The organism is Pelomonas margarita, assembly GCF_043555875.1.
GTDB lineage: Bacteria > Pseudomonadota > Gammaproteobacteria > Burkholderiales > Burkholderiaceae_C > Pelomonas > Pelomonas margarita.
Genome location: NZ_JBIGHW010000011.1, coordinates 36,799 through 56,616, shown reverse-complemented (window position 1 = coordinate 56,616; position 19,818 = coordinate 36,799). Strand labels below are relative to the sequence as shown.

General features: G+C 70.1%; 15 protein-coding genes. 12 read left to right on the top strand and 3 right to left on the bottom strand.

What is annotated here, in order from left to right; all coding sequences use genetic code 11:
- The first annotated feature begins 19 nt into the window (after positions 1 to 19).
- The 5 genes from ACG0Z3_RS18025 to ACG0Z3_RS18005 all read left to right on the top strand — a co-directional run bounded on the left by ACG0Z3_RS18025 (position 20) and on the right by ACG0Z3_RS18005 (position 4,466).
- Positions 20 to 769, top strand: a complete 750-nt coding sequence (locus ACG0Z3_RS18025) for a LytR/AlgR family response regulator transcription factor (protein ID WP_394399990.1) — start codon at positions 20 to 22, stop codon at positions 767 to 769.
- Positions 770 to 819: 50 nt separating this feature from the next.
- Positions 820 to 1,557: a substrate-binding periplasmic protein gene (locus ACG0Z3_RS18020; RefSeq protein ID WP_394399988.1), complete on the top strand. Its 738-nt coding sequence runs from the start codon at positions 820 to 822 to the stop codon at positions 1,555 to 1,557.
- Between the two features lie 64 nt (positions 1,558 to 1,621).
- A complete protein-coding gene (locus ACG0Z3_RS18015) occupies positions 1,622 to 3,082 on the top strand; it encodes a DNA-3-methyladenine glycosylase 2 family protein (protein WP_394399986.1) in 1,461 nt (486 codons plus the stop codon).
- Entirely contained in the window at positions 3,079 to 3,570 is a 492-nt protein-coding gene (locus tag ACG0Z3_RS18010) for a methylated-DNA--[protein]-cysteine S-methyltransferase (protein ID WP_394399984.1), read from the top strand. Before ACG0Z3_RS18015 ends, ACG0Z3_RS18010 begins: the two co-directional genes overlap by 4 nt.
- Positions 3,567 to 4,466, top strand: coding sequence for a DMT family transporter (locus ACG0Z3_RS18005; RefSeq protein WP_394399982.1), 900 nt, complete (start codon positions 3,567 to 3,569; stop codon positions 4,464 to 4,466). Before ACG0Z3_RS18010 ends, ACG0Z3_RS18005 begins: the two co-directional genes overlap by 4 nt.
- Here the strand turns inward: ACG0Z3_RS18005 and ACG0Z3_RS18000 are convergent.
- Positions 4,430 to 6,808 (bottom strand): beta-galactosidase, encoded by a 2,379-nt coding sequence (locus ACG0Z3_RS18000; RefSeq protein ID WP_394399980.1) that lies wholly within the window; start codon positions 6,806 to 6,808, stop codon positions 4,430 to 4,432. The two genes, ACG0Z3_RS18005 and ACG0Z3_RS18000, sit on opposite strands and share 37 nt — an antisense overlap.
- Positions 6,809 to 6,951: 143 nt before the next feature.
- On the opposite strand from ACG0Z3_RS18000, the gene ACG0Z3_RS17995 reads away from it, so the two are divergent.
- Positions 6,952 to 7,875 carry a family 43 glycosylhydrolase gene (locus tag ACG0Z3_RS17995; RefSeq protein WP_394399978.1) on the top strand — a complete coding sequence of 308 codons (924 nt, stop codon included), beginning with the start codon at positions 6,952 to 6,954 and terminating at the stop codon, positions 7,873 to 7,875.
- A gap of 106 nt (positions 7,876 to 7,981) precedes the next feature.
- A complete protein-coding gene (locus ACG0Z3_RS17990) occupies positions 7,982 to 9,826 on the top strand; it encodes a right-handed parallel beta-helix repeat-containing protein (RefSeq protein WP_394399976.1) in 1,845 nt (614 codons plus the stop codon).
- 15 nt (positions 9,827 to 9,841) lie between these two features.
- Here the strand turns inward: ACG0Z3_RS17990 and ACG0Z3_RS17985 are convergent, their stop codons facing one another.
- Positions 9,842 to 11,257 carry a short-chain fatty acyl-CoA regulator family protein gene (locus ACG0Z3_RS17985; protein WP_394399974.1) on the bottom strand — a complete coding sequence of 472 codons (1,416 nt, stop codon included), beginning with the start codon at positions 11,255 to 11,257 and terminating at the stop codon, positions 9,842 to 9,844.
- A 174-nt stretch (positions 11,258 to 11,431) separates the two neighbouring features.
- Here ACG0Z3_RS17985 and prpC point away from each other — a divergent pair, with 174 nt between their 5' ends.
- Genes prpC through ACG0Z3_RS17965 form a run of 4 tightly spaced genes read left to right on the top strand, consistent with a single transcriptional unit; the run spans position 11,432 to position 17,257 of the window.
- Positions 11,432 to 12,586 (top strand): bifunctional 2-methylcitrate synthase/citrate synthase, encoded by a 1,155-nt coding sequence (gene prpC, locus ACG0Z3_RS17980; protein WP_394399972.1) that lies wholly within the window; start codon positions 11,432 to 11,434, stop codon positions 12,584 to 12,586.
- The gene (gene acnD / locus ACG0Z3_RS17975; RefSeq protein ID WP_394399970.1) at positions 12,583 to 15,201 is read left to right on the top strand and encodes a Fe/S-dependent 2-methylisocitrate dehydratase AcnD; all 2,619 of its coding nucleotides are present in this window, start codon (positions 12,583 to 12,585) and stop codon (positions 15,199 to 15,201) included. Before prpC ends, acnD begins: the two co-directional genes overlap by 4 nt.
- Entirely contained in the window at positions 15,198 to 16,379 is a 1,182-nt protein-coding gene (gene prpF, locus ACG0Z3_RS17970) for a 2-methylaconitate cis-trans isomerase PrpF (protein ID WP_394399968.1), read from the top strand. Before acnD ends, prpF begins: the two co-directional genes overlap by 4 nt.
- Positions 16,380 to 16,396: 17 nt before the next feature.
- Positions 16,397 to 17,257, top strand: a complete 861-nt coding sequence (locus ACG0Z3_RS17965; RefSeq protein ID WP_394399966.1) for an isocitrate lyase/PEP mutase family protein — start codon at positions 16,397 to 16,399, stop codon at positions 17,255 to 17,257.
- An 18-nt stretch (positions 17,258 to 17,275) separates the two neighbouring features.
- Here the strand turns inward: ACG0Z3_RS17965 and ACG0Z3_RS17960 are convergent, their stop codons facing one another.
- Positions 17,276 to 18,172 carry a LysR family transcriptional regulator gene (locus tag ACG0Z3_RS17960; protein ID WP_394399964.1) on the bottom strand — a complete coding sequence of 299 codons (897 nt, stop codon included), beginning with the start codon at positions 18,170 to 18,172 and terminating at the stop codon, positions 17,276 to 17,278.
- 122 nt (positions 18,173 to 18,294) lie between these two features.
- Here ACG0Z3_RS17960 and ACG0Z3_RS17955 point away from each other — a divergent pair, with 122 nt between their 5' ends.
- Positions 18,295 to 19,812: a CoA-acylating methylmalonate-semialdehyde dehydrogenase gene (locus ACG0Z3_RS17955; RefSeq protein WP_394399962.1), complete on the top strand. Its 1,518-nt coding sequence runs from the start codon at positions 18,295 to 18,297 to the stop codon at positions 19,810 to 19,812.
- Positions 19,813 to 19,818: the final 6 nt, after the last annotated feature.

Sequence of the window (19,818 nt, the reverse complement as noted above, 5' to 3'; positions counted from 1 at the left end):
ACTGATTCCGAGCCAGCCCATGACGACTGCCCTGATCGCCGACGACGAACCCCATCTCGCCCAGTACCTGAAGGCCCAGCTCGCGCAGGCCTGGCCCGACCTGCAGGTGCTGCGCCTGGCGGCCAACGGCGTGGAGGCCGCGGCCGCCATCGCCGAGCTGCAGCCTGACATCGCCTTCTTGGACATCCAGATGCCGGGCCTGACCGGGCTGGAAGTTGCCCAGGGCATCGAGGGCGCCACCCGCGTGGTCTTCGTGACGGCCTACGACCAGTACGCCGTGGAGGCCTTCGAGGCGCGCGCGGTCGATTACCTGCTCAAGCCGCTGAAGGCCGAGCGGCTGGCCGCCTGCGTTGGCCGGCTGCAGGCCGCGCCGCCCGCTGCGGACGGCGAGGGCGCCCTGGCCGACACGCTGCGCCGCCTGCTGGCCCAGCCGGGAACGCCCACGCGACTGCGCTACGTGCGCGCCGCCCAGGGCGACCTGATGCACCAACTGGCGGTGGAGGATGTGCTGTTCTTTCACGCCGACGACAAGTACACCGTCGTGCAGACGGCGACCGCCGAGCACCTGATCCGCACGCCGATTGCCGAGCTGGCCGCGCAGCTGGACCCCGACCGCTTCTGGCAGGTGCACCGGGCCACCATCATCAACCTCGACCATGTCGCCGGCACGCGCCGCGACGAGCAGAGTCGCCTGTTCGTGCGCGTGCGCGGCGTGGCGCGCGAGCTGCCCGTCAGCCGTGCCTACGTCCACCTGTTCAAGGCGATGTAGCGCTCGCCGGGCGGAAAGCGCCTAGAGTCGGGGCAGTCCACCCGCGCCCCATGCTCAACCGCCGCACCCTGACCCTGGCCGGCCTGCTCGCAGGCACGGGCGGCGCCGCGCGCGCCATGGGCGGCCTGTGGGTGTGCCATGACGTGCCGCCCTATGTGTGGCAGGGCGAGCGAGGCATGGAGGGCTTTGCCTTCCGGCTGTACGAGCAGGTCGCGCGGCAGGCGGGGCTGGCCGTGCAGCTGCAGTTCGTGCCTTTCGCGCGCGCGCTGCGCATGCTGGAGGCCGGCCATGCCGAAGCGGCACTGGTGTTCACACGCGCCCCGGAGCGCGAGGCGCGCTTTCGCTGGCTGTTCCCGGTCGGGCGCTTCCGGTTTGCCGTGTTCACGCTGCCCGGCGCCGGGCCGGCGCCGTCGACCATCGCCCAGCTCAAGGGGCTGCGTGTGGGCTCGCTGCGCGCCTCGGTGGGCCGGGGCTGGCTGGAGCAGGCCGGCATCGCCGGCGTCGTGGAAGGCAAGGACTACGCTGAACTGCTGGCACTGCTGCGGCGCGGCATCGTCGATGCCGTCGTCGGGCCCGAGGCGGTGCTGCGCTCCACCGAGGCGCGCGACGGCGGTGTGGGCCTGCGCGTCACGCTGATGGACAACGGTTTCGACTTCTACGCCGCCGCCGGCCCGGCCATGCCCGAGGCCACTGTGGCGCGTGTGCGGGCGGCCTACCAGCAGTTGGTGGACGCCGGTGTCGTCGCACAGCTGCGCAAGGCCCACCCGGAGGCACTCGCGCCGGGCTGAGCGGCCGCGGGGACATGTCCGGAAACTGCCAGTCGACGGCGGGCCGGCCGCCTAGACTGGCTGCATGTCTCACGCCAACCTGCCGCCCGATGCCGCCTACGCCGCCTTGCAGGCGCGTGATGCGCGTTTCGACGGCCGGCTCTACGTGGGTGTGACGTCCACCGGCATCTACTGCCGACCCGTCTGCCGCGTGCGGCTGCCGCGCCGCGAGAACTGCCGCTTCTTCGCGTCGGCCGCGCAGGCCGAGGCACAGCGCTTTCGGCCCTGCATGAAGTGCCGCCCCGAACTCGCCCCGCAGGACCTGCCGTGGACGACAGCTGACGCCTCCCGCACGCTGGCCCAGCAGGCCGCCCGGTGGCTGGATGCCTGTGACGACCCCGAGGCAAGCGTGGAGGGCCTGGCCACCCACCTCGGCGTCAGCAGCCGGCACCTGCGCCGCATCTTCCAGGCCGAGCACGGCGTGTCGCCGCTCCAGTACCTGCAGACGCGTCGGCTGCTGCTGGCCAAGTCACTGCTGACGGACAGCGCGCTGACCGTGCAGGCCGTGGCGCACGCGGCCGGCTTTGCGAGCCTGCGGCGCTTCAACGCGGCCTTTCTCGAGCACTACCGGCTGCAGCCCACGGCATTGCGCCGCGCCGGGCGCGAGGGCAGCGCGCCGCCGGCCTCGCGGCTGCGGCTGGCCTACCGGGCGCCGTACGACGTGCCGGGCGTGCTGGCCTTCCTGGCCCCGCGCGCGGTGGCCGGCGTCGAGCAGGTGGCCGATGGCGCCATCACGCGCTCGCTGGCGCTGGTGCACGCAAGCCAGCGCTATGCCGGCTGGCTGCGGGTGGGCTTTGCGCAGCTCGGCGAAGTGACGGTCGAGCTGTCGCCGGGGCTGTGGCCCGCCGTCGGCGCGCTGCTGCCGCGACTGCGCTGCTGGCTCGACCTGGACGCCGACCCCGCCGCCATCGCCGCTGCGCTGGGCCAGGTGTCCGGGCCGGCTGCCGTGCCGGGACAGCGGCTGCCCGGCTGCCTGGACCGTTTCGAGCTGGCGGTGCGCGCGGTGCTGGGCCAGCAGATCACGGTGGCGGCGGCGCGCACGCTGGCGGGCCGCTTCGTCGAGCGCTTCGGCGAGCTGCTGGCGGAGGCGCCCGAGGGCTGCCAGCGCCTGTTCCCCACGCCCGAGCGCATCGCCGCCGCCACGCGGGACGACATTGCCTCGCTCGGCATCATCGGCCGCAGGGCCGACAGCCTCATCGCGCTGGCCCAGGCCTGGCCGCAGCTCGCGTACGCGCACCGCGACGGCACGCCCGAGGCGGCTGCCGAGCAGCTGACGCAGCTGCCCGGCATCGGCCCCTGGACGGCGGCCTACATGCTGATGCGCGGCTGGAGCTGGCCCGACGCCTTCCCGCCCGGCGACGTGGTGCTGCGCAAGGCCCTCAGCGGCGACGGCCCGCCGCTGTCGCCGCGCGCCTACCAGCAAGCCGCCGAGGGCTGCCGCCCGTTTCGCAGCTACGCCGTGCTGCACCTCTGGAGACATGCATGACTTCCCATCACCTGCTGCAGCGCCGCCTGGCGACGCCGCTGGGCCCGCTGACCGCCGCGCGCAGTGCCGCCGGCCTGTCGGGCCTGTGGTTTGACGGCCAGAAGCACCACCCCGGCGCGCTGACCGTGCCGGTGGACGACGGCCAGGACCCTGTGCTGGCCGCCACGGCGGACGCGCTGGCCGCCTACTTCAGCGGCCGTCCGTTCACGCTGCCGCCGCTGGACCCGGCCGGCACTGCCTTCCAGCGCGCCGTGTGGCGGTCGCTGCTGGACATCCCGCCCGGCGCGCCCGACACCTACGGCCGGCTGGCGCAGCGCCTGGGGCGCGCGAGCGCGGCCCGGGCCCTCGGCGCGGCCGTGGGGCGCAACCCGATCTCGGTGCTGGTGCCCTGCCACCGCGTCGTCGGGGCCGACGGCTCGCTGACAGGCTATGCCGGCGGCCTGGCGCGCAAGCAGGCGCTGCTGGCGCTGGAGCGCGCTGCCGCATGAAGCCCTTCGATCTCGGCGAGTTGGTGCTGCTCGCGGCGCTGTGGGGCGCGTCCTTCCTGTTCATGCGGCTGGGTGCACACGAGTTCGGGCCGCTGGCCCTGGCCTTCGTGCGGGTCGGCTTGGCCAGCGTGCTGCTGCTGCCGCTGCTGGCCTCGCGGGGGCAGCTAGCCGAGCTGCGCACACATTGGCGCGGCCTGCTGGTCGTCGGGGCGCTGAACAGCGCCATCCCTTTCGCGTTGTTCTCGTTCGCGGCGCTGTCCATCACGGCCGGGCTGTCCAGCATCGTGAACGCCACCACGCCGCTGTGGACGGCCGTGGTGGCCTTCGCTTGGCTGGGCCAGGGCCTGACGCGGCTGCGCGTGCTGGGGCTGGCGATCGGCTTCGCGGGCGTAACCTTCCTGGCCTGGGACAAGGCCAGCTTCAAACCCGGCTCCGACCATGCGGGCCTGTGGGCCGTGCTGGCCTGCGCGGTGGCCACGCTGTGCTATGGCCTTGCCGCCAACGCCACCCGGCGCTGGCTGACCGGCGTGCCGCCGCTGGCCGTGGCCACGGGCAGCCAGGCGGCGGCCGCGCTGCTGCTGGTGCTGCCGGCCCTATGGCAATGGCCCGCGGCGCTGCCGGGCGCCGTGGCTTGGGGCAGCGCGCTGGCGCTGGCCAGTTTGTGCACGGCGCTGGCCTACCTGATGTATTTCCGGCTGATGAGCCGCGTCGGGCCCACCAATGCGGTGTCGGTGACCTTTCTGATCCCGCTGTTCGCGATCCTGTGGGGCTGGCTGTTCCTGCGCGAGCCCGTCACGGCGCAGATGCTGATGGGCGGCGCCATCGTGCTGGTTGGCATTGCGCTGGCGCTGGGCCTGGTTCAGTCGGGCCTGTTCACGAGGCCGTCGCCCAGGTAGGCGCGGTAGCGTCGGATGCGGCCGGCCACGCCGTCGGGCCCCTGGCGCGGCGTGTAGCGCAGCGCCGCGACCTCAACGCTGCGGCCCATATCCACGATGAGCCGGTGCGGCAGCGGCGTAACCGGGGCCTGGCTGTGGGCGCTGATCCAGCAGTCGGAGTTCTGGCCGTTGATGGCATTCAGCGCCGAGCCGTCGGTGCTGAGCCGCTCCTCGCTGCTGACGTAGGCGATGGTCCAGTTGGACTGGTTCAGCGGTTTGTCGGACGTGTCCAGCAGCGCGATCTCGGCGATGGCCGCTATGGCCTGGTCCGGCACCTCCAGCGCGAAGAAGCGGCCCGTGGCCGGCCCCGCGAAGCGCAGCACCTGCGTGGCGCCGCCGGGCGCGAACTCGCCGTCCAGCACTGGTGTGACGCCGTCCAGCTGCGGGCGGGCGTGGTGGGCAGGCTGGGGCAGGTCCAGTTCGGGCCGCAGGCGATCAAGGATGGGCGTGGTGAGCCCGGCGATCTCGGCGCGTCGCGGGCCGGTCAGGTCCAGCACGACGATGTCATTGCGGCCCCGGCGCAGCCACGGTGCCGGCAGGTACAGCGTCTGCGTGGGGCCGATGCTCCAGTAGCGGCCCAGGCACTGGCCGTTGACCCAGACGATGCCCTGGCCCCAGGGGGACAGGTCCAGGAAGCTGTCGCCCACCTCGTCCAGCCGGAAGCTGCCGCGCCAGAACGCGGCCGTCGTGGCGTCCGCGGGCCGGGCCGCGCGGAACTTCAGCGGCGGCAGCGCGGCATCGGCGTCGAAGTCGATGGCACGGATCTCCCAGCCCGTGACGGGCTGCTGCTCGCCACCGACGGGCGTGAAGCTCACCGGGCCGTGCAGGCCCTTGCGGTCATGCACTTCCACGCCAAAGTTCACGCGGGCAATGGTGTAGAGCAGGATCTCCACGCTGACCGCCTTGGCGCGTGCCGGCAGCCGCACGCGGTAGCGGCGGTGGCGGGTGTCGAAGCTGCCGACGGCCTGTCCGTCCACGTGCACCCAGGCCAGGTCGCGGGCCTTGGCCACCTCCAGCACGCCGGCCGGTCCGGCGGGAAGCGTCGTGCGGTAGGCGACGAGGCCCCGGCTGATGTCGTAGGCCTCGATGGGCTGCGGGCTGTCCACGCGCAGCCGGCGCGGAGGCAGGTTGGCCAGTACCGGCGCCGCTTGCTTCAGCGGGAAGGGGGGAATGGCGATGACGGGCTGGCGCGGCGGGGGCGGAGGCAGCGTCTCACCGGCAGGGAGCAAGGGGCGCAGGCCTTCGCGGTAGGCCTGGAACTTCTCACCGGTCCAGCCAGCCTCGCTGATGGGGGCGTCGTAGTCGTAGCTGGTGGTGTCGGGGCGGAAGGGGCGGTCACAGCCGCCCCACAGACCGAAGCTGGTGCCTCCATGGGCCATGTATAGGCTGAAGGAGCCACCGGCTTTCAGCATCCAGGCGAGGTCGGCCACGGCCTTGGCGGCGTCGCCCTTGCGGTGCGGCGTGCCCCAGGTGTCGAACCAGCCGGAGTAGTACTCGCCGCACATCAGCGGGCCTTGCTGCACGGCCTTGAGCGCGTTGAAGCCGCGCTGGGGGTCGCTGCCGAAGTTGGCCACCGACAGCAGTTCGGGGATGTGAGTCTTGGCGACGGCGTTGGTCGGGTTGCACTGGAACAGCGGCACGTCGAACTGCCCGTCCAGCAACGCCTGGCGCATCTCGCGCATGTAGGCCAAGTCCTCGCCGAAGAAGCCGTACTCGTTCTCCACCTGCACCATCAGGATGGGGCCACCGCGGGTGATCTGCAGCGGCGCCAGCTCACGGCCCACCTCGCGCATCCAGCGCCGGGCCGGCGCCACATAGGCGGGGTCGCGCGTGCGCAGGAAGGCATCGCTGGGCGACTTCTTCAGCAGCCACCAGGGCAGGCCGCCCATCTCCCACTCGGCACAGGCGTAGGGGCCGGGGCGCAAGATGACCCACAGGCCCAGCTCCTGCGCCAGCCGGCAGAAGGCGGCGGCATCACGCTGGGCGGCCCAGTCGTAGCGGCCTTCGCGCCATTCATGGAAGTTCCAGAACAGGTAGGCGCAGACGGCGTTCAGGCCCATGGCCTGGATGGCCTGCAGGCGGTGCCGCCAGTACTCTCGCGGCACGCGGGCGAAGTGCATCTCGCCGCAGCGGATTTGCAGCGGCTGGCCGTCCAGCAGGAAGTGCTGCGTGCCGACCGCGAAGCGCGGGGAGGGCGCGTCCAGCACCTGGGCCGTCAGCGGCGTGAGGGGTAGCAGCGAGCTGCTCAGGGCGGCGCCCTGCAACAGGCGGCGGCGAGAAACGCGGTCAATCGGTCGGGACATGCACTGCGATGCTAGCGACGCGAACCCAGCGGCTGGGATTCCTTTTTTCGTCACAGCTATGCAAATCAGCGTGCTACGGTCATCCGCATGAGCGATTGCGGCAGGCAGCGCCTGCGGCGCGGTGGCGCTTCCTAGACTGGCGCATGCGCGCACTCTTCACCCTCTGCCTGCTCTCGGCGGCTGCAGCCGCCGGCGCCCAGGGCCGCCAGCCGATCTCGCCCCGTTTCGCGGCCGACCCGTCGCCGCACTTCTTCCGCACGGCGGCCGGCGGCGCCTTCCACGTCTACGCGACCGACGACGCGTCCAACTCCGGCAAGTACTGGGATTCGACGAGCTGGCGCCTCTACACCTCACCGGATCTGCAGGCCTGGACGGACGCCGGCGTTCCGCTGGACGTGTCGGTTTTCAAGTGGGCACGGCCCGATGCCAAGGCCTGGGCACCGGAGGCGGCCTACCGGCACGGGCGCTACTACTTTTACGCACCGGTGGGCGGGGACCGCATCGGCGTGGCCGTGTCCGACAGGCCGGACGGTGGCTTCGTCGACGCCCGCGGCGATGCGCTGGTAGACAAGGCCCGCGACGCGAATGCGGGCGACGAACCCATCGACCCGGCCGTCTTTGTCGACAAGGACGGCCACGCCTACCTGTACTTCGGCACCCGCGTGCCCAAGGTGGTCAGGCTGCAGGCCGACATGAAGACGTTGGACGGCGCCATCCGCAACGTCGAGATCCACGGACTGCCCGACCCGAAAAAGACCTATGGTGAGGCACCGTTCCTGCATGAACGCGGCGGCATCTACTACTTCAGCTTCTCGTCGGGCTGGCCAGGGCAGATCCTTTACGCCACGGGCAGCTCGCCGCTGGGGCCCTTTCAGTACCGGGGCGTGATCCTGGACTACCTGAAGATCTCCACCAACCATCAGGCCATCGTCGAGCACGAGGGCCGCAGCTACCTGTTCTTCCATGACGCGCTGCTGCCTGGTGGCGGCAGCCACCGGCGCGCCATCACCTGGGCGCCGCTGAGCTACGACGAGCAGGGCGGCATCCGCCCCGTCCCACTGCGCTGACCAGCGCCTGATTCCCGGCAGCGGCGGGCGTCGCGCGGTCGTGGTAGCGTGCGCTCCACAGCAAATGGTAGCGATACCTTTGTGATGAAAATCCTCTGGAGACTGCATGCTTTCTGACCTCTGCAAGACCCTGCGCCCTTGGCTGGGCGCGCTCGGCCTGCTGGCCGCCACCGCGGCCGTGGGCCAACCCTCGGGCGGCCCGTACGGCCCTGTGCCGCAGCGCTACGCCGTGCCGCAGGCTGCCCATGTGTACTTCGTCGCCCCGGATGGCCGTGCCGACGCGATCGGCAACTCTCTGGGCGAGCCCACCACGCTGGAGGCTGCCGTCGCCCGTGTGGTGACCGGCGACGCCATCGTGCTGCGAGGCGGCATCTACCGCACCGGCGGCCTGCAGCTCAACCAGGGCGTCAGCCTCCAGCCCTACCTGGACGAAGCCCCGGTGCTCAAGGGCACGCGCGTTGCAGCCGAGTGGCAGGCACTGCCCAACAACGTCTGGCGCACGAGCTGGAAGACGCTGTTCCCGGCGCAGCCGCTGGCCTGGTGGCATGCGGCCCGCGAGTCCATGCACACGCCGCTACACCGCTTCAACAACGACATGGTGTTCGTCGACGGTGAACCGCTGCAGTCCATGGGCTGGCCCGGCGAGCTGGGCAGCAAGGGCTTCTACATCGACTACGCCAAGGGCCATGTCTACATCGGCGTGAACCCGGCGGGCAGGACCGTGGAGATCACCGCGCATGACGTGGCGCTGCACCGCCCCTCGCGCGCCGTGCACGGCAAGGCATCGGATCGCAAGGGCTTCCAGCTGCGCGGCATCACGCTGACGCAGTACGCTTACCGCGCGATCGACATCGAGGGTAGGAAGCCGTCGACGCCGGTGTCCGAGGAGCCCACGGACGATCCCGTCGGCCCGTCGCCCGAAAGCGAGCACGGCAAGGAGGTCGTCGGCACGCTGCTGGAGAACGTCACGATCAGCCACTGCTCGCGCGTCGCGGGCTTCTTCCGCGGCGACAGGCTGGTCATCCGGAACTCGTTGATCAGCGACACCAGCACCGAGGGCATCTACGTGATCGGCTCGTCCGATGTGCTGCTGGAGCGCAACCTGATCCGCCGCAACAACGTCGAGCGCCTGACCGGCTACTACCCGGCGGCCGTGAAGATCTTCAACCAGTCGCACCGAGTCGTCGTGCGCGACAACCTTGTCATCGAGCAGCCGTACTCCAACGGCGTCTGGTGGGACGTGGGCAACCGCGACGCCGTGTTCGTCAACAACCATGTCGAGGGCACGATGGCGGGTGTCTTCTTCGAGATCTCCCAAGGCCTCACCGTGGCCGGCAATGTGTTCGTCAACAACCAGCAGGGCGCGCGCATCCTGAACGCCGCCGGGGCGAAGTTCCACCACAACACCTTCGTAAACTCCCCAGTGCTGATCGACCGCACCGAGCGCAGCGCGCAGGGCGATCACTTCGGCTGGCACCCGCAGACCGGGCCCGACGTGCACGAGCGCGTGGGCCATGTGTTCGAGGGCAACCTGCTGGTGGCGGATGCCGGCGTCAAGGGCCCGCTGCTGCGCTTCGAGCAGCCGCCGCTTGTGTGCGGCAAGGTCACGGCGCCCATGTCTACACGCGTGAATGGCAACCTCTACCTGCGCGCCGGGGATGGACAGCCGCTGGTCAGCTGGGCGCCCACGACCGCTGCGGCGGGCGCAGCTTGCATCGCCCAGCACGCGACGCTGGACGCCTTCCGCCAGGCTGTGCCGGGCGTGGAGACGCAGGGTAGGGCGCTGTCGGCGCCCATGGGCGCGATCTTTCGCAGCCCCGAGCTGCGCCGCTACGAGCTGGCCCGCGTGCCCGAGGGTGTTCAGCCGCTGCCGGTGCCGGCCGAAGTGCGCCGGGTCACCGGCTGGACCGAGCCCACCCGTTTGCCAGGCGCGCTGCCGGCGGCGCGCTGACGGCGCCAACGGCCGCTACTGCGCGGCATAGGGCTGGGCCACGCGCTCGTTCTCATCGATGTGCAGCCGCTTGCCCAGCGACGGAAAGGCACGCTGCGCGCAGCCCTCGCGCTCGCACAGCTTGCAGCCCGGGCCGATGGGCGTGGCGCTGGCCGAGTCGTCCAGCGCCAACCCCTTGGCATAGACCAACTGGCTGGCGTGCCGCAAGTCGCAGCCCAGGCCGATGGCGAACTCGCGGTTGGGTGATCCGTAGCCGCCGGTCGGGCGGGGCTCGCAATGCGCGATCCACAGGTAGGCGCGGCCGTCCGGCATGCGGGCCACCTGGGTCAGCACCCGACCTGGCTGGGCGAAGGCCTCGTACACATTCCACAGCGGGCAGGTGCCGCCGCCACGCGAAAAGTGAAAGTCGGTGGCGGACTGGCGCTTGGAGATGTTGCCCGCCCGGTCCACCCGCACGAAGAAGAAGGGCACGCCCCGGGCGCCACGCCGCTGCAGCGTGGACAAGCGGTGGCACACGGTCTCAAAGCTGACGCCGAAGCGACGTGCCAGCAGCGCGATGTCGTAGCGCAACTCCTGCGCCGCCGCCAGGAAGCGGTCGTAGGGCAGCACCAGGGCCCCGGCAAAGTAGCTGGCCAGCCCGATGCGCGCCAGCGCCGCTGCCTCGGGGCTGAAGGGGTTGGAGGCCACCAGCCGGTCGATGGCCGGCCCGGCCTCCAGGTAGGCCAGCTGTGTGGCCAGCTGGAAGGCACGCTGGCCAGCCGTCAGCGTATCGCCCAGGCGCAACCGGCGCTCGGCGGGGTCGAAGCGGCGCAGCCGCCCTTCCACGACGCCGCGCACCTGCACGCCGTGCGTGGCCTGCAGGTAGGCCTCCAGTTGAGGCACCAGGTCCTGCGTGCTGTCGCCGGCCTGCAGACGGCGGGCTAGCGCCTCGGCCGCGCGATCCAGGCCGTCCATGTGGTTGTGGTGGGCGTAGAAGAAGTCGCGCACCTCTTCGTGCGAGGCCTGGCCGCCTGCCGCCGGGCCGCCATCGCGGTGGCCCTGGCCGAGGCTGGCCAGGCGCTGCTCGGCGCTGCGCGCGCGGGCGTGCAGGCGCAGCAGCAGCTGGGTCACGGCGGGCATCTGCTGGGCCAGCGTGCGCAGCTCCGCATCGGGCACGCCGCCGCCGGCTTCGCCCGGGCGAGCCGCCTCGGCCACGATCTCGTGCAGCTGCGCCAGTCGCCGCGCCTCATCGTCCTCGGAGAAGAACTGCAGGTCCACGCCCAGCGTGGCCTGCAGGCGCTCAAGCGTGGCCATGCTCAGCGGCCGCTGGTTGTTCTCCAGCTGGTTCACATAGCTGGGCGACAGCGCCAGTCGCTGCGCCAGCGCCGCCTGCGTCAGCCCGTGCTGCTCGCGCAGCGTCTTGAGCTTCACGCCCAGAAAGATCTTTCGCATGGCCCGAATGTTCGCAAAGTTCGCAAAACCAAGCCGAGATCTTCGCATTTGCACGCCATCGTTTGGTTGAGCAACACGCACGGCGCTGCGAAGATTGCGAACATCGACGAACCACCAGGGCGCAGGCAGCATGCAGGCCCGCGCCGCCGTCACACCAGCCAGGAGACTTCCGCCATGAGCGACACCCCCAACCCGACCTTCAAGCCCAAGAAATCCGTGGCGCTGTCCGGCGTGACGGCCGGCAACACCGCGCTGTGCACGGTGGGCCGCAGCGGCAACGACCTGCACTACCGCGGCTACGACATCCTGGATATCGCCGAAGTCTGCGAGTTCGAAGAGATCGCCCACCTGCTGGTACACGGCAAGCTGCCCACACGGGCCGAGCTGAAGGCCTACAAGGCCAAGCTCAAGGCGCTGCGCGGACTGCCCGATGCAGTGATGAGCGTGCTGGAGACCCTGCCCGCCGCCGCCCACCCGATGGACGTGATGCGAACCGGCGTGTCGGCGCTGGGCTGCACGCTGCCCGAGAAGGATGATCACAACCTGCCCGGCGCCCGCGACATCGCGGACCGGCTGATGGCGTCCTTGGGCTCCATGCTGCTGTACTGGTATCACTTCAGCCACAACGGCCGCCGCATCGAGGTGGAAACGGACGACGACTCCATCGGTGGCCACTTCCTGCACCTGCTGCACGGCGACACGCCCAGCGACAGCTGGGTGCGAGCGATGCACACCTCGCTGAACCTGTACGCCGAGCACGAGTTCAACGCGTCCACGTTCACGGCCCGCGTCATCGCCGGCACCGGCAGCGACATGCACTCAGCGATTGCCGGCGCCATTGGCGCGCTGCGTGGCCCCAAGCATGGCGGCGCCAACGAGGTGGCCTTCGAGATCCAGAAGCGCTATGACAACCCGGACGAGGCCGAGGCCGACATCCGCGCCCGCGTCGAGCGCAAGGAGGTCGTCATCGGCTTTGGCCACCCGGTCTACACGGTCAGCGACCCGCGCAACGTCGTCATCAAGGGTGTGGCAAAGCAGCTGTCCGACGAGGCCGGCTCCACGAAGATGTATGACATCGCCGAGCGGCTGGAGTCGGTCATGTGGGAGGTCAAGAAGATGTTCCCCAACCTCGACTGGTTCAGCGCCGTCAGCTATCACATGATGGGCGTGCCCACCGCCATGTTCACGCCGCTGTTCGTCATCTCGCGCACCAGCGGCTGGGCGGCCCACGTCATCGAGCAGCGCATCGACAACAAGATCATCCGCCCCAGCGCCAACTACACCGGCCCCGAGGACCAGCCCTTCGTCGCCATCCAGGATCGCAAGTGAACCACGCCCACCGCAAACCCCTGCCGGGCACGGCGCTGGACTACTTCGACGCCCGCGAAGCCGTCGAGGCGCTCCAGCCCGGCGCCTGGGCCACGCTGCCGTACACCGCCCGTGTGCACGCTGAGAACCTGGTGCGCCGCGCCGAGCCCGCGCAGCTGAATGCTTTCCTGGGTCAGCTCATCGGCCGCAAGCGCGACCTAGATTTCCCGTGGTTCCCGGTGCGCGTGGTCTGCCACGACATCCTGGGGCAGACCGCGCTGGTCGACCTCGCCGGCCTGCGGGACGCGATCGCCGCGCAAGGCGGCGACCCGGCAGCGGTGAACCCGGTCGTGCCGGTGCAGCTGATCGTGGACCACTCGCTGGCGGTGGAGTGCGGGGGCTTCGACCCCGACGCCTTCGCGAAGAACCGCGCCATCGAGGACCGCCGCAACGAGGACCGCTTCCACTTCATCGAGTGGACCAAGCGTGCCTTCAACAACGTCGACGTCATCCCGGCCGGCAACGGCATCATGCACCAGATCAACCTGGAAAAGATGTCGCCGGTCGTCTACGTGCAGGACGGCGTGGCCTTCCCCGACACCTGTGTCGGCACCGACAGCCACACGCCGCATGTGGACGCGCTGGGCGTCATCGCCATCGGCGTGGGCGGCCTGGAGGCCGAGAACGTGATGCTGGGCCGTGCCTCGTGGATGCGCCTGCCTGATGTCGTCGGCGTCGAGCTGACCGGCCGCCGCGCGCCCGGCATCACGGCGACGGACGTGGTGCTGGCGCTGACCGAGTTCCTGCGCCAGCAGAAGGTGGTGGGCGCCTACCTCGAGTTCTACGGCGAGGGCGCGGACAGCCTGTCCATCGGCGACCGCGCCACCATCGCCAACATGTGCCCGGAGTACGGCGCGACGGCGGCGCTGTTCTACATCGACCGCCAGACCGTTGACTACCTGCGCCTCACCGGCCGCGACGACGAGCAGCTGCGCCTGGTGGAGCAGTACGCCCGCACCGCCGGCTTCTGGGCCGAGGACTTGAAGACGGCGCAGTACGAGCGCGTGCTGCGTTTCGACCTCGGCAGCGTGGTGCGCAACATGGCCGGCCCGTCCAACCCGCATCGCCGGCTGCCGACCTCGGCGCTGCGTGAACGCGGTATCGCGGTGGATCTAGACAAGGCCCGCGCCCAGGAGGCGCAGGGCCTGATGCCCGATGGCGCCGTCATCATCGCGGCCATCACCAGCTGCACCAACACCAGCAACCCGCGCAACGTTATCGCTGCCGGCCTGCTGGCCAAGAAGGCCAACGCGCTGGGCCTGGCACGCAAGCCCTGGGTCAAGTCCTCGCTGGCGCCCGGCTCCAAGGCCGTGGAGCTCTACCTGAAGGAAGCCGACCTGCTGGGCGAGCTGGAGCAGTTGGGCTTCGGCATCGTGGCCTTTGCCTGCACCACCTGCAACGGCATGAGCGGCGCGCTGGACCCCAAGATCCAGCAGGAAATCATTGACCGCGACCTGTACGCGACCGCCGTGCTGTCCGGCAACCGCAACTTCGACGGCCGCATCCACCCCTATGCCAAGCAGGCCTTCCTGGCATCGCCGCCGCTGGTGGTGGCCTACGCGCTGGCCGGCACCATGCGCTTCGACATCGAGAACGACGTGCTGGGCGTCGTGGACGGCCGCGAGATCCGCCTGAAGGACCTGTGGCCCAGCGATGAGGAGATCGACGCCGTCGTTGCCGCAGCGGTGAAGCCGGCGCAGTACCGCGCCGTGTACGAGCCGATGTTCGCGATCCGCGACAGCGCCGAGCGCGCCGCGCCGCAGTACGAATGGCGCCGCCAGTCCACCTACATCCGCCGCCCGCCGTACTGGGACACCGAGGGCGTTGGCGCGCTGGCCGCCAACCCGCGCACGCGGCGCGGCATGCGCCCGCTGGCGCTGCTGCCGGACAACATCACGACCGACCACTTGTCGCCGTCCAACGCCATCCTCATGGACTCGGCCGCCGGTGAGTACCTGCACAAGATGGGCCTGCCGGAGGAGGACTTCAACTCCTACGCCACGCACCGCGGCGACCACCTGACCGCGATGCGCGCCACCTTTGCCAACCCGACGCTGAAGAACGAGATGGTGCGCCACGCCGATGGCAGTCAGCGCGTCGGCTCGCTGGCACGCGTGGAGCCCGAGGGCCAGGTCATGCGCATGTGGGAGGCGATGGAGACCTACCTCAACCGCCGCCAGCCGCTGATCATCATTGCCGGCGCCGATTACGGCCAGGGCAGCTCGCGCGACTGGGCCGCCAAGGGCGTGCGCCTGGCGGGCGTGGAGGTCGTCGTGGCCGAGGGCTTTGAGCGCATCCACCGCACCAACCTGATCGGCATGGGCGTGCTGCCGCTGGAGTTCCTGCCCGGCACCAACCGCCTGACGCTGCAACTGGACGGCGCCGAGGTCTACGACGTCGAGGGCGACATTGCGCCGGGCGCGACGCTGAACCTCGTCATCCACCGCCGCGACGGCCGCACCGACCGCGCACCCATGCGCTGCCGGCTGGACACGGCCGAGGAGGTGCAAGTGCACGACGCCGGTGGCGTGCTGCAGCGTTTTGCGCAGGACTTCCTCGCGGAGCACGCGGCATGAGTGCGCAGCCTCAGGTCCGCATCCCCGCCACCTACCTGCGTGGCGGCACGAGCAAGGGCGTGTTCTTCCGGCTGGAAGACCTGCCCGAGACTTGCCGCGTGCCCGGCCAGCCGCGCGACCGGCTGTTCCAGCGCGTCATCGGCAGCCCCGACCCCTATGCCGCGCAGATCGACGGCATGGGTGGCGCCACCAGCAGCACCAGCAAGTGCGTGATCATCTCGCCCAGCACGCGCGCCGGCCATGACGTGGACTACCTCTACGGTCAGGTGTCCATTGATAAGGACTTTGTCGACTGGAGTGGCAACTGCGGCAACCTGTCGACCGGCGCAGGCGCGTTTGCCATCCATGCCGGCTACGTGCGCGACGTGCCGCAGGACGGCATCTGCACCGTGCGCATCTGGCAAGCCAACATCGGCAAGACCATCGTGGCCCACGTGCCCGTGCGCAGCGGCCAGGTGCAGGAGAGCGGCGATTTCGAGCTGGACGGCGTGACCTTTCCGGCCGCCGAGATCGTGCTGGAGTTCCTGGACCCGGCCGACGACGGCGACGACGGCGGAGCAATGTTCCCGACCGGCAACCTGGTCGACGACCTGGACGTGCCCGGCCTCGGCACGGTCAAGGCCACGCTGATCAACTCGGGCATCCCAACCGTCTTTGTCAACGCGGCCGACATCGGCCATACCGGCGCCGAGCTGCGCGAGCACATCAACGGTTCGCCAGCGCTGCTGGCCAAGTTTGAGGCGCTGCGCGTGGCCGGCGCGCTGCGCATGGGCCTGATCCAGACGGCCGAAGAAGCCGCCACGCGCCAGCACACGCCCAAGATCGCCTTCGTTGCGCCCGCGGCGGACTACACCACGTCCAGTGGCAAGGCCGTACCGGCCGGCGACATCGATCTGCTGGTGCGCGCGCTGTCTATGGGCAAGCTGCACCACGCGATGATGGGCACGGCCTCGGTCGCCATCGCCACCGCCGCAGCCATTCCCGGCACGCTGGTCAACCTCGCCGCGGGCGGCGGCGAGCGGGCGGCCGTGCGCTTCGGTCACCCGTCCGGCGTGCTGCGTGTCGGCGCCCAGGCCCGCCAGGTCGACGGCCAGTGGACGGTCACCAAGGCCGTCATGAGCCGCAGCGCCCGCATCCTGATGGAAGGCGTCGTCCGCGTTCCCGCGTGCAGCTTCTAACCCAACTTCTACACGTCATGTCCACCCGCAAGCAACTCAAGGCCCTTGTCGAAGCCCGCCGTGGCGTCATCGTGCCAGGCGCGTTCAACGCGCTGTCGGCCAAGGTCATTGAAGACCTCGGCTACGAGGCGCTCTACGTCACAGGCGCCGGCGTCACCAACATGTGGTTCGGCATGCCCGACCAAGGCTTCATGGGTCTGGCCGAGATCGCAGACCACACGGCCCGCATCCGCGATGCGGTCAACCTGCCGCTCATCGTCGACGCCGACACTGGCTTCGGCAACGCGCTGAACGTCATCCACACCGTGCGCACGCTGGAGCGCGCCGGTGCCGACTGCATCCAGCTCGAAGACCAGGTCGCGCCCAAGCGCTGCGGCCACTTCTCGGGCAAGGAAGTCATTTCCGCCGAGGAGGCCACGGCCAAGATCAAGGCCGCCGTGGATGCGCGCCGCGACCCGGACTTCATGATCATGGCACGCACCGACGCGGCCGCCACGCTGGGCTTCGAGGCCGCGATCGAGCGTGCCCAGATGTTCGCCGAGGCGGGCGCCGACATCCTGTTTGTCGAGGCGGTCACGAAAGAAGACGAAGTCCGCGCCCTGCCCAAGCGCCTGGGCAAGCCGCAGCTGATGAACATGGTCATCGGCGGCAAGACGCCCATCTTCGGTGCTGAGGAGCTGGGCCAACTGGGCTACGGCATCGTGCTGTATGCCAACGCTGCGCTGCAGGGTGCCGTGATGGGCATGCAGAAGGCGCTCACCGCGCTGCGCGACGACAAGCAGGTGCTGGAGAGCAGCGGCCTGGTGGCGCCATTCGCCGAGCGCCAGCGCCTCGTGGGCAAGCCCGGCTGGGACGCGCTGGAGAAGCAGTACACCTGAGCCCGGCGGGCCGCCACGTCAGGGCGCCAGCAGGCGAAGTTGCTCACGTTCGGCCACTTCGCGCAGCAGCGCCCACACGGCCTGCATGCGTGGCAGTTGCCGCGCCTCCTGTGGCATGGACATCCAGAAGGTGCGCTTGAAGTGGTGCTGCGGCAGCAGCCGCACCAGCCGTGCGTCGCTCGCCGCGACGAAGGCCGGCAGCACGGCGATGCCGGCGCCGGCCGCTACCGCCTCGTACTGCGCCAGGATGCTGGTGGAGCGCAGCGCGAACTGCTGTGGCCGGTGCAGCTCGTCCAGGATCTGCAGCTCCTTGGTGAACAGCAGGTCGTCCACGTAGCTGACGAAGCTGTGGCCGGCGAGCTCTTCCACCGTCTGCGGCCCGTGCTGGTCGCCCAGGTAGTCGCGGCTGGCGTACAGGTGCAGGCTGTAGTCGGCCAGCTTCGCAACCACGACCGACCCGCGCGCGGGCCGCTCCAGGGAAATGACGATGTCGGCCTCGCGCCGCGACAGATGTACGAGGCGGGGCAGGGCCAGCAGGTCTACCACCAGCCGTGGGTGCAGGCGTGAGAACTGCGCCAGCGCTGGCGCCAGCACCCGTGTGGCCAGTCCCTCGGTGGCGCCGATGCGCACGACGCCGGACAGCCCCTCGTCGGCCGCCATCGCCAGCGGCCCGCTGCGCTCCATCTGGCGAAAGGCCGCCTCCATGGCTTCCACCTTGGGTAGCAGCTGCCGGCCGGCCTCGCTGAGGCGGTGGCCGTCGGCCTCGCGCGTGAATAGCGTGGCGCCGGTCTGCTGCTCCAGCGCCCGGATGCGGCGGGCCACGGTGGTGTGGTCCACCTCCAGCCGTCGCGCGGCCGCGTGCAGCGTGCCTGCCCGGGCCAGCTCCATGAAAAAACGCAGGTTGTTCCAGTCCATCGCCACCTCGGTCAATTTTGCATTTTTGCAAACCGCAGGCGCGAATTTGCGCCTTGTTCAGGCAAATTTGCAAAGCTGGGATGACCGCAACACCTCTTCACCCGACACCGCCGGAGACACTCATGACCGCCAGCCTTGCCCACGCCGTGCCCACCATCCCGTTGCTGATCAACGGCGAGTTCGTCGAGTCCCGCACGACGCATTGGCGCGACGTCGTGAATCCCGCCACGCAGCAGGTGCTGGCCCGCGTGCCCATGGCCACGCCGGACGAAGTGGCCGCGGCCATCGCCAGCGCGCAGGCCGCGTTCAAGACCTGGAAGAAAACGCCCATCGGCGCCCGCGCCCGTGTGTTCCTGAAGTACCAGCAGCTGATCCGCGAGAACATGAAGTCACTGGCCGCGACGCTGACCGCCGAACAGGGCAAGACGCTGGCCGACGCCGAGGGCGACGTGTTCCGCGGCCTGGAGGTGGTGGAGCATGCCGCCAACATCGGCAGCCTGCAGATGGGCGAGCGCGCGCACAACGTTGCCGGCGGCGTTGACACCTACACGCTGCTGCAGCCGCTGGGCGTGTGCGCTGGCATCACGCCGTTCAACTTTCCCGCCATGATCCCGCTGTGGATGTTCCCGATGGCCATCGCTACCGGCAACACCTTTGTACTGAAGCCGTCCGAGCAGGACCCGATGGTGACGATGGAACTCGTGCGGCTGGCGCTGCAGGCCGGCATCCCGGCTGGCGTGCTCAACGTCGTGCACGGCGGCGAGGACGTCGTCAACGCGCTGTGTGACCACCCGGACATCAAGGCCGTGTCCTTCGTCGGCTCCACCAAGGTCGGCACCCATGTCTACCACCGTGCGTCTGCCTCGGGCAAGCGCGTGCAATGCATGATGGGCGCGAAGAACCACGCCATCGTGCTACCTGACGCGCACAAGGAGCAGACGCTGAACGCGCTGGCCGGCGCCAGCTTCGGCGCTGCCGGCCAGCGCTGCATGGCGGTGTCGGTGGCCATCCTCGTGGGTGAGGCTCGCGGCTGGGTGCCCGAGCTGGTGGCCAAGGCCCGTACGCTGAAGGTCGGCGCGGGCGACGCGGCCGGCACCGATGTGGGCCCAGTCATCTCCTGCGCGGCGCGTGAGCGCGTGGAAGGGCTGATCGAGCGGGGCATCGCCGAGGGCGCGCGGCTGGAGCTGGACGGTCGCAAGCCGGCGCTGGACGGCGTGCTGCGCGAGGGCAACTTCGTCGGCCCGACCATCTTCTCGGGCGTCAAGCCCGGCATGAGCATCTATGAGCAGGAGATCTTCGGCCCCGTGCTGTGCATCGCCGAGGCCGAGACCATGGACGAGGCCATCGCCATGATCAACGCCAACCCCAACGGCAACGGCACAGCCATCTTCACGCAGAGCGGCGCCGCGGCGCGCAAGTTCGAGGAAGAGATTGACGTCGGCCAGGTCGGCATCAACGTGCCCATCCCGGTGCCGGTGCCGCTGTTCTCGTTCACCGGCTCACGCGCGTCCAAGCTGGGCGACCTGGGCCCCTACGGCAAGCAGGTCATCATGTTCTACACGCAGACCAAGACGATCACCGCGCGCTGGTTCGATGACGACGTGTCCACCGGCGTCAACACCACCATCTCCCTCAAGTAAGGCCGC

Bases quoted from the DNA above. Each gene is read 5' to 3' on its own strand.
- ACG0Z3_RS18025 (WP_394399990.1), top strand. From the start codon at position 20: ATGACGACTGCCCTGATCGCCGACGACGAACCCCATCTCGCCCAGTAC.
- ACG0Z3_RS18020 (WP_394399988.1), top strand. From the start codon at position 820: ATGCTCAACCGCCGCACCCTGACCCTGGCCGGCCTGCTCGCAGGCACG.
- ACG0Z3_RS18015 (WP_394399986.1), top strand. From the start codon at position 1,622: ATGTCTCACGCCAACCTGCCGCCCGATGCCGCCTACGCCGCCTTGCAG.
- ACG0Z3_RS18010 (WP_394399984.1), top strand. From the start codon at position 3,079: ATGACTTCCCATCACCTGCTGCAGCGCCGCCTGGCGACGCCGCTGGGC.
- ACG0Z3_RS18005 (WP_394399982.1), top strand. From the start codon at position 3,567: ATGAAGCCCTTCGATCTCGGCGAGTTGGTGCTGCTCGCGGCGCTGTGG.
- ACG0Z3_RS18000 (WP_394399980.1), bottom strand. From the start codon at position 6,808: ATGTCCCGACCGATTGACCGCGTTTCTCGCCGCCGCCTGTTGCAGGGC.
- ACG0Z3_RS17995 (WP_394399978.1), top strand. From the start codon at position 6,952: ATGCGCGCACTCTTCACCCTCTGCCTGCTCTCGGCGGCTGCAGCCGCC.
- ACG0Z3_RS17990 (WP_394399976.1), top strand. From the start codon at position 7,982: ATGCTTTCTGACCTCTGCAAGACCCTGCGCCCTTGGCTGGGCGCGCTC.
- ACG0Z3_RS17985 (WP_394399974.1), bottom strand. From the start codon at position 11,257: ATGCGAAAGATCTTTCTGGGCGTGAAGCTCAAGACGCTGCGCGAGCAG.
- prpC (WP_394399972.1), top strand. From the start codon at position 11,432: ATGAGCGACACCCCCAACCCGACCTTCAAGCCCAAGAAATCCGTGGCG.
- prpF (WP_394399968.1), top strand. From the start codon at position 15,198: ATGAGTGCGCAGCCTCAGGTCCGCATCCCCGCCACCTACCTGCGTGGC.
- ACG0Z3_RS17965 (WP_394399966.1), top strand. From the start codon at position 16,397: ATGTCCACCCGCAAGCAACTCAAGGCCCTTGTCGAAGCCCGCCGTGGC.
- ACG0Z3_RS17960 (WP_394399964.1), bottom strand. From the start codon at position 18,172: ATGGACTGGAACAACCTGCGTTTTTTCATGGAGCTGGCCCGGGCAGGC.
- ACG0Z3_RS17955 (WP_394399962.1), top strand. From the start codon at position 18,295: ATGACCGCCAGCCTTGCCCACGCCGTGCCCACCATCCCGTTGCTGATC.